The sequence below is a fragment of the Pseudomonas sp. FSL R10-1350 genome (genome assembly GCF_009600525.1).
GTDB classification, from domain to species: domain Bacteria; phylum Pseudomonadota; class Gammaproteobacteria; order Pseudomonadales; family Pseudomonadaceae; genus Aquipseudomonas; species Aquipseudomonas helleri.
Map to the genome: position 1 here is coordinate 1 of NZ_WIVR01000041.1, position 17,524 is coordinate 17,524.

The 17,524-nt window shown below is 60.0% G+C and carries 12 protein-coding genes and 1 tRNA gene; 2 read left to right on the forward strand and 11 right to left on the reverse strand.

All coding sequences use genetic code 11. The annotated features are described in order from the left end of the window. Nucleotides 1–80: 80 nt before the first annotated feature. Together GHO25_RS17230 and GHO25_RS17235 are read right to left on the reverse strand one after the other, a co-directional pair. Nucleotides 81–1,361: a HAMP domain-containing sensor histidine kinase gene (locus GHO25_RS17230; protein WP_178110130.1), complete on the reverse strand. Its 1,281-nt coding sequence runs from the start codon at nucleotides 1,359–1,361 to the stop codon at nucleotides 81–83. Further along, on the reverse strand, nucleotides 1,358–2,044 hold the full coding sequence (locus tag GHO25_RS17235) for a response regulator transcription factor (RefSeq protein WP_048368907.1): 687 nt from the start codon (nucleotides 2,042–2,044) through the stop codon (nucleotides 1,358–1,360). Before GHO25_RS17235 ends, GHO25_RS17230 begins: the two co-directional genes overlap by 4 nt. Nucleotides 2,045–2,274: 230 nt before the next feature. On the opposite strand from GHO25_RS17235, the gene bamA reads away from it, so the two are divergent. Next, the gene (bamA, locus tag GHO25_RS17240) at nucleotides 2,275–4,641 is read left to right on the forward strand and encodes an outer membrane protein assembly factor BamA (protein WP_153376062.1); all 2,367 of its coding nucleotides are present in this window, start codon (nucleotides 2,275–2,277) and stop codon (nucleotides 4,639–4,641) included. 21 nt (nucleotides 4,642–4,662) lie between these two features. Here bamA and GHO25_RS17245 read toward each other — a convergent pair whose 3' ends face one another. Together GHO25_RS17245 and GHO25_RS17250 are read right to left on the reverse strand one after the other, a co-directional pair. Further along, entirely contained in the window at nucleotides 4,663–6,009 is a 1,347-nt protein-coding gene (locus GHO25_RS17245) for a glutamine synthetase family protein (protein WP_153391414.1), read from the reverse strand. A gap of 16 nt (nucleotides 6,010–6,025) precedes the next feature. Then, on the reverse strand, nucleotides 6,026–6,583 hold the full coding sequence (locus GHO25_RS17250; protein WP_048368902.1) for a helix-turn-helix domain-containing protein: 558 nt from the start codon (nucleotides 6,581–6,583) through the stop codon (nucleotides 6,026–6,028). Nucleotides 6,584–6,900: 317 nt separating this feature from the next. Here GHO25_RS17250 and GHO25_RS17255 point away from each other — a divergent pair. Continuing rightward, a tRNA-Gln gene (locus GHO25_RS17255) sits at nucleotides 6,901–6,975 on the forward strand. A 139-nt stretch (nucleotides 6,976–7,114) separates the two neighbouring features. On the opposite strand, the gene GHO25_RS17260 is transcribed toward GHO25_RS17255, so the two are convergent. The 7 genes from GHO25_RS17260 to bcsZ all read right to left on the reverse strand — a co-directional run bounded on the left by GHO25_RS17260 (nucleotide 7,115) and on the right by bcsZ (nucleotide 17,522). Beyond that, a complete protein-coding gene (locus GHO25_RS17260) occupies nucleotides 7,115–8,191 on the reverse strand; it encodes an alkene reductase (RefSeq protein WP_153329822.1) in 1,077 nt (358 codons plus the stop codon). Nucleotides 8,192–8,337: 146 nt separating this feature from the next. After that, nucleotides 8,338–9,480, reverse strand: a complete 1,143-nt coding sequence (locus GHO25_RS17265; protein ID WP_178110124.1) for a cell division protein FtsQ — start codon at nucleotides 9,478–9,480, stop codon at nucleotides 8,338–8,340. Nucleotides 9,481–9,491: 11 nt separating this feature from the next. Further along, on the reverse strand, nucleotides 9,492–10,907 hold the full coding sequence (locus GHO25_RS17270; RefSeq protein ID WP_048368900.1) for an MBOAT family protein: 1,416 nt from the start codon (nucleotides 10,905–10,907) through the stop codon (nucleotides 9,492–9,494). Nucleotides 10,908–10,925: 18 nt separating this feature from the next. Beyond that, nucleotides 10,926–11,594 (reverse strand): alginate O-acetyltransferase AlgF, encoded by a 669-nt coding sequence (locus GHO25_RS17275; protein ID WP_153391418.1) that lies wholly within the window; start codon nucleotides 11,592–11,594, stop codon nucleotides 10,926–10,928. Continuing rightward, on the reverse strand, nucleotides 11,591–12,223 hold the full coding sequence (locus GHO25_RS17280) for an SGNH/GDSL hydrolase family protein (protein ID WP_048388555.1): 633 nt from the start codon (nucleotides 12,221–12,223) through the stop codon (nucleotides 11,591–11,593). The genes GHO25_RS17275 and GHO25_RS17280 overlap by 4 nt, the downstream gene beginning before the upstream one ends. Before the next feature lie 53 nt (nucleotides 12,224–12,276). Further along, nucleotides 12,277–16,311: a cellulose biosynthesis protein BcsC gene (locus GHO25_RS17285; RefSeq protein WP_153391420.1), complete on the reverse strand. Its 4,035-nt coding sequence runs from the start codon at nucleotides 16,309–16,311 to the stop codon at nucleotides 12,277–12,279. Then, complete coding sequence (gene bcsZ / locus GHO25_RS17290; RefSeq protein WP_178110125.1) at nucleotides 16,287–17,522, reverse strand: cellulose synthase complex periplasmic endoglucanase BcsZ; 1,236 nt, start codon at nucleotides 17,520–17,522, stop codon at nucleotides 16,287–16,289. Before bcsZ ends, GHO25_RS17285 begins: the two co-directional genes overlap by 25 nt. Nucleotides 17,523–17,524: the final 2 nt, after the last annotated feature.

Consider the following 17,524-nt stretch of genomic DNA (forward strand, 5'->3'; position numbering starts at 1 on the left):
CGCAAGGCTCGTCAACTGCTACGGGGGGGGGTTGTTCGCAGCCTTCGTGCCTTGTCAGCGACTACAGGGTGTACGCGCTCCTACACGGGGTCTTTGGGCAGGCTGATTTCTACGGTGAGGCCGCCCGAGGGCTGGTTGTAGGCGACGATGGTGCCGCCGTGCATTTCCACCGAGCGTGAAGCAATTGCCAGCCCCAACCCAAAACCGCCACCGGGTTCGCTGGCGCCGCGCTCGAAGGGCTGGAAAATGCTCTTCAGGCGCTGTTCTTCAACCCCCGGCCCATGGTCGGTAATCTGCACCTGCAAGCTGTTGCCCGCCAGACTGGTCTGGGTGGTTACCCGCACACGCGTGCCGGGGCGGGTATGGCGAACGGCGTTGCGAATCACGTTTTCAAAACAGCGATACAGCAGTTCACCGCTCACCCGGCTGACAAAAGGTGGCCCCGCCTGCAAGGTGACTTCGCAGTCTTTGACCCCGGCCTCAAACTGCGCATCTTCAACGATCAATCTGAGCAACTCGATGATGTCGACCAGCTCCCGCTCGATGCTGTCGGGCCGCCCCTGAACGCGGGCCAGAGTCAGCAGCGCTTCAATCAGGGTGTCCATGCGTACCGACTCGCGCTCGATGCGCTCGACCATTTCTTTGCGTCCGGGGTCTTGATGCAATAGCCCGATCGCCACTTGCATGCGCGTCAGCGGTGAGCGCAATTCGTGGGAGATGTCATGCAGCAAGCTCTGTTGCGCTTCGACCAGCAGCCTCAGCTGGTTGGCCATGCGGTCACAGTCTTCGGCCAGGTCGACGATTTCATCACGGCGCCCGCCCATCATCGGTTTGACCCGCGTACCGAATCGGCCCTGGGCCACGTCACTCATGGCGCGGCGCAAAAAGGTCAACGGCCAGGTCAGGTAAAAGGCCATGTAGCCGCTGAACAACGCGCTCATCACCGTGCCGATAATCAACGGCATCAGGCCCGGCCCTTCGCCAAGCCCCGGCCCTGGTTCGCCGTGTTCACCCGGCGCGCGGGTCGAGCGGATAAACAGTTCGATGCCTTCTTTGCTCAGCACCGCACGCTCAAACACCGGGTGCAATACGGGTGACCCGGCCAGCAATTGCCCGCTGCTGTCATAAACGCCAATGGCTTGATCATCGGGGTGGCGCCAGACCGTGAGCAATTGCATGCCCGACTCGACACCAAAGGTTTCAAGCAGGTGGATTTCGCTGGTCAGAATGGTGTCGAGGTGCGGGTCCCCCGGTTTTGATTTGCTCAGGATCACAAAGCCCATGCCGACAAAAAACGTCAACGTGGTGGCCAGCCAGAACGCCAGAAACAGCTTCCAGAACAGTCGACTCGCTTTCATTATTCAGCGATCAACAAGTAGCCCAGGCCGCGCACGCTCTGGATCCAGGCTTTGGCATCAGGACGCGGGCCGAGCTTTTGCCGAATGCTGCTGATGTGCACGTCGATGCGCCGGTCGTAGCGGGTCAACGGGCAGCCCAGGGCATTGAGCGACAAATCTTGCTTGCTCACCACTTGCCCGGCGCAGCGGGCCAGTTCTTCGAGCAGGCTGAACTCCGTACTGGTCAGGCCCAGCTCATTGCCTTGCCACAGCGCCTGGCGTTTGCCGGGCCAGAGCACCAACTGCCCGGTCTTGATCGCTTCGGTCGCGGTCTGGTCAGGGGCGGGATTGACCCGACGCATGATCGCCCGCAAACGCGCCACCAGTTCACCCGGCGAGCTGGGTTTGGGCACGTAGTCATCCGCGCCCAGCTCAAGGCCGGTAATGCGGTCAATGTTGTCGCCACGGGCGGTCAGCAACACCACCGGCACCTGGCTGCGCGCACGAATGCGCCGCAGCACTTCGATCCCCGACAGCCGGGGCAACATCACATCCAGTACAACAATGCTGTAGCGACCGGACAACGCCTGGACTTCGCCCTCTTCGCCGCTGTGCACGGCGGTCGCAGCAAAACCTTCGCGCTCCAGATATTCACTGAGCAGTGCAGTCAGTTCCTGGTCATCGTCGACGAGCAATACACGGATCATGGCGAACTCTTGCAAAGGGGGGCCAGGCATTATCGTAGCTGAACCGTGCAGCGTCATCGCGTAACGCCAACCTTTACCTAACTTGACACTGGGTTAACCGCACCAAACGCCCCGAGCTTTTATGCTGGCGCTCCACCCGCTTGCGTGGCTCGCGGAGCATGGCGTCTGCTCGAGCCATCCGCACGCCCGCCAGCGCTGCTTGTCGATGTGTTCTGGAAATAAAGATCTTGATGAATTTTCCGCGCCTGCTCTGCTCGGTTGCACTGCTGCTCAATGCCACCCTTGCACATGCCCAGGGTTTCAAAATTTCTGATATTCGAATCAACGGCTTGCAGCGGGTTTCCGCCGGTAGCGTGTTCGGCGCCCTGCCCTTGAATGTCGGCGAAGAAGCGGATGATCAGCGCTTGGTAGAATCCACCCGCGCACTGTTTAAAACCGGGTTTTTCCAGGACATTCAGTTGGGTCGCGATGGCGACGTTCTGGTCATTACCGTGGTTGAACGCCCGTCTATTTCCAGCATTGATATAGAAGGCAACAAGGCCATCTCCACCGACGACCTGATGAAAGGCCTCAAGCAATCGGGGCTGGCCGAAGGCGAGATTTTCCAGAAGGCCACCCTTGAAGGCGTACGCAACGAGTTGCTGCGCCAGTACGTGGCCCAAGGCCGTTACTCGGCCTCGGTAGACACCGAAGTCGTCTCCCAACCGCGTAACCGCGTGCAGTTGAAGATCAAGATTGACGAAGGCCAGGTGGCGGCGATCAAGCACATCAACGTGGTCGGCAATAGCGTGTTTGATCAGGCAGAGCTCGACGACCAGTTCACCCTCAAGACCACCAACTGGCTGTCGTTCTTCAAGAACGATGACAAGTACGCCCGCGAAAAGCTCACCGGTGACCTTGAGCGCCTGCGTTCTTATTACCTGGACCGCGGCTACATCAACATGGAGATCATCTCGACTCAGGTCTCGATTTCGCCTGACAAAAAGCAGGTGTTCATCACCGTCAATATCAATGAGGGTGAAAAGTACACCGTGCGCGACGTGTCCTTGCGCGGCGACCTGAAAATCCCCGAGGAGCAGATCAAAGCCTTGTTGCTGGTGCAAAAGGGCCAGGTGTTCTCGCGCAAACTGATGACCACCACCTCTGACTTGATTACCCGGCGCCTCGGCAACGAAGGCTATACCTTTGCCAACGTCAACGCCGTGCCAACACCGAATAAAGACGACCACACGGTTGATATCGTGTTTGTGGTCGATCCGGCCAAACGCGCGTACGCCAACCGCATCAATTTCCGCGGCAACACCAAGACCGAAGACCAGGTGCTGCGCCGTGAAATGCGCCAGATGGAAGGTGGCTGGGCCTCGACCTACCTGATTGACCAGTCCAAGGTGCGCCTTGAGCGTCTGGGCTACTTCAAGGAGGTCAACGTTGAAACACCGGCCGTGGCGGGTGTCGACGATCAGGTGGACGTGAACTACACCGTTGAAGAACAGGCCTCGGGCTCGATCACTGCCAGCGTGGGATTTGCCCAGAACGCCGGATTGATCCTCGGCGGCTCGATCACCCAGAACAACTTTTTGGGCACGGGTAACTCCGCCAGCCTTGGCCTGACCCGCTCCGAATACCAAAGCAAATACAACATCGGCTTCACTAACCCCTACTTCACCCCGGACGGCGTGAGCCTTGGCTACAACGCGTTCTACAACAAAACCGACTACAACGATTATTACGACGATGGCGTGTCGTACTACTCGATCAACAGCTACGGTGCCGGGATCACCCTGGGTTACCCGATCAACGAAACTTCACGCGTCAGTTTTGGCCTGACTGCGCAGCACGACGAACTCAAGCCCGGCACTTACAGCGCCGATGAGATCTATGACTTCATCCAGCGCGACGGCAAATCCTTCACCAACTTCAAGGCCAACCTGGGCTGGTCGGAATCGACCCTGAACAAAGGGATTCTGGCGACACGCGGTTACTCGCAAAACCTCAACCTGATGGTCACGGTGCCCGGCAGCGACCTGAGTTTCTACAAAATCGATTACAGCGGCCAGACCTTCCTGCCGCTGACACAGTCCACCTCGCTGCGTTTTCATACCAACCTGGGCTACGGCAATGGCTACGGCTCAACCGACGGCCTGCCGTTCTATGAAAACTACACCGCAGGCGGTGAAGGTTCGGTGCGCGGCTTTGAAAGCGGCACCCTCGGCCCACGCAACACCCCGGCCACCGGCAAGTACGCGAGCATGGGCCAGGAGTACTACACCGACCGTAAAACCGACGCGCTGGGCGGCAACATCATGATCACCGGCGGCGTCGAATACCTGTTCCCGATTCCCTTCATCAAGGACAACAAATCGCTGCGGACCTCGTTGTTCTGGGACGTCGGTAGCGTGTATTCAGACAAGTGCTACTTGAGCACCACCACCGGCTGCGACGGCGTAGACCTGAGCCAGATGGCCAGCTCGCTGGGCGTGGGCGTGACGTGGTACAGCCCGATGGGCCCGCTGAGCGTCAACCTGGCCTTCCCGGTGCGCAAACCGACCGATGCCGAAACGCAAATCTTCCAGTTCTCGCTGGGGCAAACGTTCTAACCCGCCCAGCGAGAACGTTATTTACATAAACCAGCGGTACTCCCGCGCGCTGATGTCTTGCATAAACGCCAGATGGTCCTGGCGTTTGTTTTCGCAATAAACGTCGACGAACTCGGCCCCCAAACCTGCGCGCAACTGCGGTTGGGGCTGCATGGCGCGCACGGCTTCGAGCATGTCCAGCGGGAAGTCGACGCCGCTGTTGCGGTCTTCGTTAAGTGGCGCAATCGGCTCTTTGGCCGATTCAAGCCCGTGCTCAAGCCCCACCAAAATCGCCGCCAGCACCAGGTACGGGTTGGCATCGGCGCCCGCCAGACGGTATTCCACCCGCAGGTTTTTGCTGTCTGACTCGGGAATCCGCAAGCACGCGTCGCGGTCTTCAAAGCCCCAACTGGCGCGGGTGGCGATGTTGGTGGTGCCGCCCAGACGGCGAAAGGCGTTGTGGTTGGGGGCAAAAATCGGCATGCACGCAGGCAAGAGTTCCAGACAACCCGCAATGGCATGGCGCAGCGGTTGCTGTTGATTGGCCGCCAGCAGGTTGTTGCCCGCCGCGTCATACAGGCTGACGTGCACATGCATGCCGCTGCCCGGCTGATGCAGGTAGGGTTTGGACATAAAACTGGCCCGGTAACCGTGCTTCATCGCAACACCCCGGGTGCTGCGGCAGAACAGCGCTGACCAGTCGGCGGCACGCAAACCATCGTCAAGGTGGCCAAAGTTGATTTCAAACTGGCCCGGGCCCAGTTCGGCGGTAATGACCGTGGCATCGATACCCTGGATTTGCGCCGCCTCAACCATTTCATTGAGCACCGGGGCAAAACGCGACAGGCGCTCGATGTGCATGTTGGGCTGGTCATCGGTGTCGTCGGTGAACGGGTCACGGGCAAATTGCGGCAGGCCATCACGCAGGTGCTTGTCGAAGAGATAAAACTCCAGCTCAAACGCCACCACCGGATGAATGCCTTTGCTGGCCAACCGGTTAAGCACTTGCGCGAGGACTTCACGCGGCTCGAATTCGATGGGTTTTGCCGTCCCGTCAGAGGTAATCAGCATTTGCCCCAGCGGCTGGCCTTCCCAAGTCACCGGCTTGAGTGTGCCGGGCACCAGACGGCGCACGGCATCAGGGTCGCCATCGTTAAAGCAATAATCACCGATCTTGAACAACCCGCCCTGCGCCCCCAGCAACACACAGTTTTGCGGCAACTTGAGCGCGCTGCCCCCTGCGACTTTTTCCAGCATGTCGATCGGATAACGTTTGCCGTAAAAATGCCCCGGTATGTCCAGGGAAATCAGGTCGACATACCGCACATCCGGGTAGCGCTGGCGAAAGGTCCGCACTTCGGCCAGCAGGTCAGAGCACGCAGCATCCATCGTATTCATCCTTAAATCAGGTGTAGACCCACAGCACGCGTGTGAGCTGCTCGGTCAGGTTGGCGTAACGGCACAAAGTGTTGCTGTCGAACTGAAAGCTGTCGCCGGCGCGCAAGGTCACCGGGTCTTCGTCGTCGCCCAGCCATAAGGTCAGCTCGCCCTCCAGCACATAGCCGCCCTGCTCGGAGCTGTCGAGCATATGCCGCTCGCCGCTGGTGGCACCCGCCTCCAGCAAACTTTCGAGCATGGAAAACGATGCGCGGATTTTCGGCGAAACCAGAATGTCGGTGATGCCGTTGGCCAGGTACAAGGTGCGGCGCTCGTCCGGCCGGGTAACCCAGGACAAGGCTTTGGGCTTGGGCATGTTGTAGAAATAGGTGGTCGGCACGTCCAGCGTTTCGCTGATGGCGGTGAGATCTGCCACCGTCGGCCGCGACAGACCGCGTTCGACCTGGGACATAAAACCCACCGAGCGGCCAATTTTGTCGGCCAGTTCCGTGAGGGTGACTTTTTTATGCTTGCGCAGATCGTGAATGAGGATCGCCAGCGCAGCGATTTCTTCTTGTTTATTCACGCCCTGATTCCACACAGGCTGGAAGGCACATTTATACCGCCATGAAATTTATGTAGCTTAATTTCATGAAAAATTACTCGGTAAATTTCACAAGCGCAAGGTTATTTTTTGACCAGACAACCGTTGGCCGGGGCAAAAAACCTCTCGGCATGCCCTAAAAAAGCACTAAGCGGCTGTTTTTACGTGATTTTTTTCATTCAGGGGGTTCACAGGTCGAGAAAATGTCGATATATTCTCGCCCACTCTTACAGCAGATCTTAAAGACCTCGCAGTAAGCAGCGTCACACAGAGTGCAAGGCACTCTTCGCAACAGATACAGGGGCGTCGCCAAGCGGTAAGGCAGCAGGTTTTGATCCTGCCATGCGTTGGTTCAAATCCAGCCGCCCCTGCCATTTTCCAGTGTTATTCAGCCGCCAGGCACCCAACGAATAACTAAAAAAAATTCGCAATACCTGTAGTCGCTGCCGAAGCATGAGGCTGCGAAAACCGTTTTATTTACCTCTTCTCGCAGCCTTCGTGCCTCGTCAGCGACTACAACGTCGGGTAGTCGATATATCCGGCAGCGCCCCCGCCATACAGGGTGTTCGGATCCAGCTCAGCCAGAGGCGCACCGGTTTTCAGGCGCTCGACCAGATCCGGATTGGCAATAAATGGCCGCCCGAAAGCGAACAAATCTGCCTTGTTTTCTGCCAATTGCTGCTTCGCCAGCGCCAGGTCATAGCCGTTATTGGCGATGTAGGTGTTTTTGAAACGTCGACGCAACCCGGCATAGTCAAAGGGCGCAACATCACGCGGTCCGCCGGTCGCACCCTCCACTACATGCAGATACACCAGGTCGAGCGCCGATAACTGGTCGACGATGTAATCAAACTGCGCCTGCGGATCGCTGCTGGTTATCCCGTTGGCCGGGGAAACCGGCGAAATACGGATACCGGTACGCTGCGGGCCGATCTCGCTGGCCACCGCCGACGCCACCTCCAGTAACAAGCGGGCACGGTTGACGATGGAACCGCCATAGGCGTCGTCACGCAGGTTGGCGCCGTCTTTGGCGAATTGGTCCAGCAAGTAACCGTTTGCGCCATGGATCTCGACCCCGTCAAAGCCTGCCTTGATGGCATTGGCGGCGGCCTGACGAAAATCGTTGATGATGCCCGGCAGTTCCTCAAGCTCCAGCGCCCGAGGTTCAGAGACGTCCACAAAACTGTTATTGACGAAGGTTTTACTCTCGGCCCGCAGCGCAGAAGGTGCTACCGGGGCATCGCCATTGGGCTGCAGGTCTACGTGGGAGATCCGCCCCACATGCCATAACTGGGCAAAGATCCGCCCGCCCTTCGCATGTACGGCATCGGTCACTGCACGCCAGCCGTCAATTTGCGCCGGGGAATAAATACCGGGCGTGTCCTGATAGCCCTGCCCTTGATGAGAAATTTGCGTGGCTTCTGAAATCAGCAAACCGGCCGAGGCCCGCTGGCCGTAATACTCTGGCGCAAACTCACTGGGCACAAACCCTTTACCCGCACGGTTACGCGTCAGCGGCGCCATCACGATGCGGTTGGCAAGCGTAAGGTGCCCAAGGGCGTAAGGCTCAAACAACGTCTTTTCGGTCATGGCTGCGGTCCTTTGGAGGAATGGCGAAAGACTGTGAGCATAGACCGCGGCGCCTCATGCTGCCGGTGCCAGTAAAAGATCTTTACGACTGCTTCGCAGCCGGACGTAGCCTCGCTGAGCTCGTCAACTGCTACGTGGGTTGTTACCTACTTGGCCCACTCAATTGTTTCGCTGTAAGGCGTCTGGATGTCGCGCTCGGGGATTTCCCAGATTACCAGTTTGGGCGGGGTGTCTTTGAAGGCCGGGTTGTTGAAGTAGGTGTTCGCACCACCAGAAAACTCGCCGCCATCCTTGGAGAAGTTGCCCACCGGCGCGGCCAGCGCCTGTTGCAGGAAACCCAGGAAGTTGGAGTTACGCGAAAAGGAGGTGCCGATCAGCGCGATGTTGGGCAAGTTATCGTCGCCAAACAGGTCATCCTCGCTTGTCGCCCCGCTGCTGCCTTCGGTCTTTTTCTCGCTGAACTCGCTAGCCGCCACTGTTTCCGGGGCGGGCTGGGCGCTCACCGGCAACCAGTCAAGGCCCGCCAGGTGCACCAGGTCGCCCGGGCGGCGCGCAGGGCTTTGCACGGTGCGCTCGTAGTCTGTGTGCGGGGTGGCGTTGATGCCCATGGCCTGCACGTGCTGGGCAATCGCTTTGGCAGCCGCCGATGAGCCCACTTCGCTCCAGTGAGTGTCAGTGCGCAGAAACGCCTCGGCACCCAACGGTTGCAGGGTGGGCGCCAGGTCGATGGCCTTGACGCCTGCCTTGTTCAACGCGGCAACCCACGCCACCGCGCGGTCCTGCAATTGCGCCGGACGACGCAAATCGCACAGTTGTGAAGCGCCAATCCGGCTCTTGTCCGGCACCACCGCTACCAGCAGTTGAATCCCGCGTTTGGCCAAGCGCTGTTGAATGTCGACCACCGCTGCCGCTTTGGTGTTGGCATTGTCTTGGGCGTGACGGTTGATGCGCATTTCGTCGGTCAGGAATAACCAGCCGTCACAGCCCGGACGCACCCGCGCGCCGGTGTCATGGAAGGTCAGCCAACTGGCCGCACGCTCCAGATCGGCGGCGCGTTCCGGCACCGCCGCCATCGACAATTGCTTGGCGATTTTATGGGTGACTTCGCCATGCAGCACTTGGTCCTGGGTGAGGTTGGGCGGCAACAGTTGTACCTTGCCACTGACCATTAACCAGACAGCCGAAGCAAAGCTTGCCAGCAAAAACGCGGCGAATACCCAGCCGGACAGCTTGCTGATACGGGCCGTGAATTCACTCGGCATAACCGCTTTTGGAGATGAGTCAGGCATGGGCTCGGCCATCAGAACTGGAAGTACAGGAAAGGCACCGCTTCACGACTCGCGATCAACGCGAACGAGAGCAGAAAACCCGCCACCGGCCACACGGCCGCTATCGGTGCATACAGCGCTGAGCCGCCGAAACGTTGCTCATACCGACTTTTAAAGGCCGGCGCGAGGATGCAGGCGATCCCCAGCAAAGCCGCCAGGCCATGAGCCGAACGCAGGGTCACGGCCAGCGCGTCGCCCAGTGCAAAGTCGTGCAAACCAATCTGCCCCGCGTACATGTTCAACGCCGAATGGAAGTCCGGCGCGCGGAACAGCGTCCAGGCCATAAACACAAACAACAGGGTCAAGGTGTGCGCCAGCACCGGCGGGATGCTCGGCAGGGTCGAGCGGGACCACAGGCGGTCTACGCACAATGCAATACCGTGCGCAGCGCCCCACAGCAGGTAGTTCCAGCTGTCGCCGCCATGCCACAGACCGGCGATGGCCATGGTCAGGAACAGGTTGCGATAGGTTTTCCAGGCGCCATTGCGGTTGCCACCCAAGGCGATGTACAGGTAGTCGCGCAACCAGCTGGACAGGGACATGTGCCAGCGCCGCCAGAAGTCCTGAATGCTTCGGGCCAGATACGGCTGATTGAAGTTTTCCGGGAAGTGAAAACCCAGCATCAGACCCAGGCCGATGGCCATGGCGCTGTAGCCGGCAAAGTCGAAAAACAGTTGCAGCGAGTACGCCAGGCAACCGATCCAGGCATCAACAAAGGACGGATTGTCCAGATGAAACGCCACGTCCACCAGCGGCGAGAGAGTGTCGGCCACCAGCACTTTCATGCACATGCCGATCATGAAACGACGGGCACCCAGCGAGAAGTTCTGCCAGTCGAAGTAGCGTTTGACCAGTTCGCGACGCACCCAGTCGTAACGAATAATCGGCCCTGCAATCGAGTGGCCGAACATCGAAATGTAGGTGGCGTAGTTCACAAAGCTGCGCTCGACCGGCACGGTTTTGCGGTGCACGTCCACCAGATAAGAGATCGCCTGCAGAACGATAAACGACAGCCCGGCAGGCAGCGCCACGCGCTGCCATTCCAGCGGCATGGCACCCGGGTAGGTGATCCACTCCATCCAGGTGGCCGCAAGGATGTTCGCGTACTTGTACCAGCAGAGCACGGCGGTGTTGAACACGATCAGGGCGACCAACAACCGCACACGGCCCTTCGAGTCTTCCCGCGAGCGGTCAATCAGCAGCCCGCCAACCCACGCGACCACGGTCAACGCCATGTGCAACGCGAGAAACATCGGGTTCAGCCAGCCGTAAAACAACCAGCTGCCGATCAACAAAATGACGTTACGCCACTGCGGCTTGCCCAGCGCATAGATGAGCAGGAACGCTGGCAGAAATAACGTCAGAAACTCGAGAGAGGCGAAGACCATGGCGGCGGCAGAATCCGATCAGTGGGATAGAGTGTCCGTTGCGTGCAACAACCGCGGCCCGTTGGCAGACGGCACCAGCATCACGCTGTAACGCTCGCCCGCCTTGAGTTGGCCCAGATCCAGCGCAGCGCCGACATTGGCATTCGCGCACACCAGTTGCACCGACAATTGCACCGGATTGATCAGGCGGCGCTGGGCGGTGTTGACCGGGACAGACTTGAACAACTCAGCGTTACGGCCCGCAGCAAGCAGCGCGGCATCGGCACATGACGCATCGACGTTAAAAAATGCCAGCGACGCCTTTAAAGCGTTGAAGTCAGTGTCGGGCTCGCGCACCACCGCCTGTTGAATACCCGCGCCATCCGGCACAGCAAACACCGTGACAAACTCACTGGGCTCGATCTTCAAATCGATGGGCAACTTCTGCCCGCCACTGACCAGCGTGCCCTTGACCGGCTTGCTGGAGTCCACGGGAAACAACAGCGACACCGGCTGCGCCGCCTCCAGACGCAGCGGCGCCTGCCCAGGCTGAGCAACCACCTCCAGCGGCGCAGGGCTGGCGTTGACGAAGCGAATAAATGCCGAGTCTTCAGCCGGGCCGGTGGCGTAGAGCGCAGGCGCAGCATTTGCCAGGGCGCTGCATGCCAACACCGGCAGGGCCATTAGCGCCGAAAAGTGCTTGCTCATTTTTTCAGCCCCTTGACCGCAGGCGTGTCTAGCAACGCCTTGTCGATAGCGTCACCCCAGAGCTTGTAGCCAGGTGCGGTCATGTGCTGGCCGTCGACCGTTGCCCACTCTTTTTGCCCCGGAACCGAAAACTTCAAGGAGTCGATGTAATCGCAGGGCGCAACGTTGGCCGCCAGGAAACCCGACACCTGCTTGACCCGCTCCGGGGTCTTTTTGTATTGAGCACCCACAGAGCCCCAATTCGGCCCCACCCAGACGCAACGCTTGCCCGTTGCAGCAATCGCTTTGGCCAGGTCGGTGGTCTGCTGCCAGGCCCAGGTTTTAGGGAATTGCGGCTTGTCGTAACCCGCCATGGTGTCGCCCAGTACAACCAGCACCAGGTCCGGCTTATCGGCAGCGATCAACTCACTGATGGGGGTAGTCGCGGTCTTGTCACTCAACACCACCACCTTGCCGCCATCCTTACGCTCGGCAGCCCCGCACTGCCCCGCCGGGGAGGCTTTGAGCCAATCACCGGCATTGGAGCCGCAAATGCCCAGGGTGTGTACTTTGGCCCCCTGGGCCACGAGGTCTTCATGCAACGACGTAATCAAATACCCCGGCGTCGCCAAGTGGCTGTCGCCGATCATTAGAATTGTCATGCCCGCCAAAAGAGATGCTGCCACGGTCTAGCTCCTGCACATTAGTTCGAATACGGGGAAAGGTAAGGATTGATCGGCATCGGCATGCGCCCGGTGAAATCTTCGAGCGTGTAACGAAGGTACAAGCCACCCGTCCACTGCTTGTAGTCCTGGGCGTTGTCCATGCCAAAGCTGCCCCCCAAAATCATGTTGCTGCCCAAACGGTACTCGGCTGCCGCGCCGAGGTTGTAGCCGATCCCGTTTTTGTTCTGGCCTGAAGATTTGGTCTGCAACGATGAGCCGGCAGCGGCATAGGCCGCCGACGCCTGCTCCAGCGATGCTTGCATGGCGCCGTCGTTGGCGAAGTACTTGGCCGAGTCCTGCTCGATGTGTTGCAGGCCCACCGAACCGCGCAGCGTGTAGCTCCAGCGATCAGCGCGTTGCGACCAGCTCACCGGCACGCCGATGGAGAAGTAGTTTTGCGGGCTGAAGTAGCCGCCACTGCCGTAGGTGAAGTTGTCCTGGTTGTTGTCGTACTTAAGGGCCGTGGCGCCAAGGCCTGCCGTCAACTGGCGTTCTTCATCCCTGAGCAGGTACCAGTAAATACCGGCGCCGCCTTCGGCACGGGTGTTGTCCTTGACGTTGTTGCCCAGCAGTTTGTACAGGCCTGCGTAACCGTACGCGCCGTAGTCACCGTTGTCGTAACCCAGTTGCACGCGCCCGCCGTTGGCGGTTACTCCGCCCCACTTGAGGCCGCTGCGCGCATCTTTGGCACCGGCAAAAGACACCAGGCTGTCGTTCACCGAGCGGCGCGACAAGCTCGCCCCGTAACGCACGTTACTGTCTTCGCTGAGCGCGCGATCAATGCTCACGCCACCCACGGGCGTGCTGTACAGAAAGCCCAGCGGGCTGACGCCGATGTCAGCCTTGAGCCCTTGCGAGGGCATTTCATAGCCCACCGCCACACCCACGCCCGAGTCTTTTTGCCGACCGGCCGAGCCATTGACACCACTGGCCGCAGCCAGCGCTGCCGGGGTTGGGTCGGGGGCCGCCAACACGGTTTGCACCGCTGCGATCTGAGCCGCATTAGGGCCGCCAAAGCGGTTTTTGGCCGAATCACCGACGCTGCCAGCGTTCAACGACACCGGGGTCACGCGCAAGGCAACACGGTCATCACCCACCGGCAAACTGATCTCCAGCGGCGCTTCCACGTCGGTCATTTTGCTCAGGCCCGACTCGCTGTCGTTGCTGCGAATGGCCACCCCTTGGGTGATACGCGGGCTGCGCTCCTGCTTGATCTCGGTCAAAGCGGTTTGCATCGCCTGGCGCGCTTCTTCTTGCGGGTCGCTGACCGGAGCTGAAGCAACCCGACGTGGCGCAACGTAATCATCGTCGAACTCAGACACGGCATACCCGCCACTGCTGACACTCGGTGCGATGCGCGCTGGGTTGCGTGAGTTACCTGCATACACCGGCACGGGCGCAGCGATGTCTTCGTCGGGCGCGGCCAGTTGCTCCTGTGCAGGCTCGGGAATCAGCGGCACGCTGCCTTGGGCCAAACGCGACTGGCGACGTTGCCCTTCTGCCCCCACAAACGGGTTGGCGGCCACAGCCGATTTCGCGAAGGGATTGGCGTCTTGCTTGGGCGGCGCCTGCAATGCCAGGGCGCGGGTGTACAGATCCTGAGCCTTGGCGTTTTTGCCTTGGGCGCGGAAAATGCCCGCCGCACTGGCGAGGATCTGTGCATCGTTGGGCGCCAGTTCAAGGGCTTTGTCCGCCGCAGCGGCGGCCCCGCTCTTGTCACCCGATTTGTTCAAGGCCTGGGCCATGCCGATCTGCAATTGCGGGTCATCAGGCGCAGCCCGCAACAATGGCTTGTACAGCGCGATGGCTTTGGCGCTGTCGCCATTGGCCAGGTACATGCGCGCCAGTGCGCCGTTGGCCAATGGGTCGTTCGGCCGTTGGGCCAGCGCCGGGGCCAAGGTGTCGTAAGCCGCGACCAAATCGCCCTTCTCCCGCAGTACGTCCGCCTGACGCACGGTGTACAAAAACAGCAGCTCGTCGTAGGTACGCTGATCCGCCGTGGTCAAAGGCTGGCTCTGCAATTGGTGCAGCAACTGATTAACCTTGGCGTCATCACCGGTTTTGAGCAGCACACCGGCATACGCCAGACGCAACGACGCGGGCGGATTAGTGCTCTGCGCAATGGCGTTGCGCAGCATCGACAAAGCGTGATCCGGGTAACCCGCATCGACATAAGCCGAGGCCAACATGCCAATGGATTGCGGCTTGCCGTTGGCGGCCAGTTCAGCGCGGCGCAACAAGGTCAGCGCTTGCTCACGGTCGCCCTGCTTGGCCAGCGTCGCCGCCTGTGTGACCAGCGCCTGCAGTTGCGCTTCGCTGGCCAGTTGCTGCATCGGTGCTGTTCGCTGGCTCATGGGGATGCGATCCAGCGTGCTTTGCGCGGCCGACCATTCGCCTAACTGGCTGGACAGCAAGGCACTCGCGTACAAGACTTCGGGGTCTTGCGGGTTGGACTTGAGCGCATCGGCCATGGTTTGCCGAGCCTTGTCCGGGGTTTTGGCTTGCAGGTAATACAGCGCCAGGTCGTAGTGCGCCCAGGCATTGCCCGGATCATTGCGCACGGCTTCCTGTTGCGCCGTGATCGCGCCCTTGAGGTCACCACTGCGCGCCGCATTTTTGGCCTTGCCCACCGCTACTGCGGCTTTCAACGGACGCAGATCGCCCAAACGCTGTTGCTGGGCCGGGGTCATGCGCTCAACCATCTGCATGGCCTGGCTGGCTTGACCGTTTTGCGCCATCACCGTGATCAACCCGAGCAACGCGTCCGGGTTATCGTTGTCCAGACTAAGGGCCTGACGATAGCTGGCCTCGGCATTGGTCAACTGATTTTGCGCGGCCTGTACCCCGCCCAGCGCAATGTAGCCTTCGACCTGCCGCGGCTTGCTGGCGATGGCTTGCTGCAACAGGCTGCGCGCCCGTGGCAAGTCCTGACTGGCCTGTGCCTTGTCGGCCTGGTCCAACAGGCTCCAATAGCGGTTGCCGTCCAACGCCGACTGCCAGCGCTTGTCGGAACTGCGAGCGGCGGCACGGCTCAACAACTCATTGGCGTCGCTCAAACGCCCCTGACGCTGACGCACCAGCCCTAGGCCGCCCAAGGCGTCCGAGTCTTGCGGCTGTTCTTTGAGGCGTGCCAGAAACGCTTGTTCGGCAACGTTGAGCTGGTTGTTTTGCAGCGCCTTGTACCCGCGCGCCAAGTTGGGGTTCATGTTGGCCGTGCTGCCCGCTTTGGGCCGGCTGAGCATTTGCGTGCGAATCTCACTGTCGTTCGGGTTGGCCTTAAGGTAGGCCTCAAACAAGGGAATGTCCGAAGGGCGTGGCGTGCCCAGCCAGACCAGCCCCTGGCGCCAGCTTTCGGTGGCTTCACCGCCAAGCTCAGGCAATGTCGACAGTTGCGCAAGGCGCTGCAAACCTTCAGGGCGGGTGCCCTCGTTGCGAATCAGCAATTTGGCCAGTACCAGCTTGGCCTTGGCATTGTTCGGGTTCTGTTGCAGCAAGCGCAACAGCCCTTGACGGGCTTCATTGGCGCCGCCAGCGGTGTAGCTCAGGTAGTTGTAGAACTCCAGCGCCAGCTCACCTTGCGGCGGTTTGCCGGCAAACGCCTGCCGATACAACGCCACCGATTTATCCAGTTCGCCGCTACGGGCCTGGGTGCGCGCCTGATCCAGCAGGTCCGGGTTTTTACCGGCCTGCAGGGCAATGGCTTGCTCCAGTTGCAAGGTCAGTGGATCACCGGGATGGGACTGTTTCAACTGCGCCAGGTAATTGCTCGCGCCTGTCACGCGCTTGGCCTTGAGTTCAAGCAGGCCCAGGCCATACAACGCATCCACTTGCTGCGGATCGATCAGCAACAGCTTTTTCCAGACCTCCGTGGCACGGGCCGAGTCATCTTGTGTCTGCCAGTATTTACCCTGTTCAAGCAATGCCTTGCCCGCGTCATTGAGCGCGGCAAAACTGCTGCTGTTAATCAGTGTCGCAAGTATCCCGAAGGCTACGGCGTGGTGGCGCGCGGACATATTGTCTCCCACATCGGTTGCAACTTCCCGTCATCGAGGAAGTGGTAGCGGTTGTCCATATAGCCCAAGGAAAACAGGCTCAATACAAAAAAGTAGTACGGTGGCTGAGCAAGCTTGACTGCTTCTGGCGTCAGGCTTTGCGCCATAAGCTGGTCAACGCGCAAGGCCTGCTCTTTTTGCAGCGTGGTCTTGCCCAGCGCCTTGAGGTACGGCAGCAACGCAGCCGAGAAACCAAACGGCCCTGCTCCACTATGCGCGCCGGTGGTGACCTGAACTTTTTCCGGGGGCACGCCATCCTCGGTGGTGGCCTGCAACATACCGCCCAGGCTATCGAGCAAGGGTTTGCGCAGCCGGTCACGGGCAGGCATCAGCCCGGCCCACATGTAGGTCCGAATCGCGTCATAGCTGCCCAGATCGCCTTTGGTGGGGTCGGTCACGAACTCGCCGGTTTTGGCGCCGGTGGCGCGATAAGTGACCCAATCCGCGACAAAACCGTTGTGAGAAACGGCTTTGATCAAGGCGGCAGTGTTCTTCGCGATGTCCGCCCATGGACCTTTGGGATCAACCTCGGCAAAGCGCCGCAGTATCGGAATCGGCATGTAGCTGGGGTTTAGCTGCCACTGATCAGGGCTGGCCGGATCAGGTTTGATAAAGCCGAACTTGCCCGGCATCAGCATCTTGCCCAAGCCCGGCAATGCGGCAACCTCTTGAGTGGCGATGTTATCCAACAGATGCCGAGCGTCTTCGGTGTAATCCGCTCGATGCCAGAGTCGCCCGGCTTCCAGCAAGGCGTAGGCAAACCACAGGTCGCCGTCAGACGCCGAGTTGCTGTCCAGCAAGACCCATTCTCCGTGCTCGTCCAGGCCCCAGAACCAACCCGGCAAATGGGCCTTGATGTCACCTTGGGCGAGGTTATTCACGCTCCAGCGCCACAGCTTTTCAAAGGTTTCGCGATCATCCGCCACCAAGGCAAAGAACATCGCGTACGACTGCCCCTCTGAAGAGCTGTGACGCTGCGGCGTGCTGGCGTCCATGACCCGGCCGTCGGGCTGCACAAAGTGCTCAACAAATGTTTGCCAAAGCGGCCAGGGCGGCACACTGCAGGCCTCTGCGCGCGCAGTGACCGGCAGCAGTAAGGTCAACAGCAACGCACACAGCAGGCCACCCCGAACGCGGGCTCGCACAACATCCACACCCTTCACGAAAAGCACTG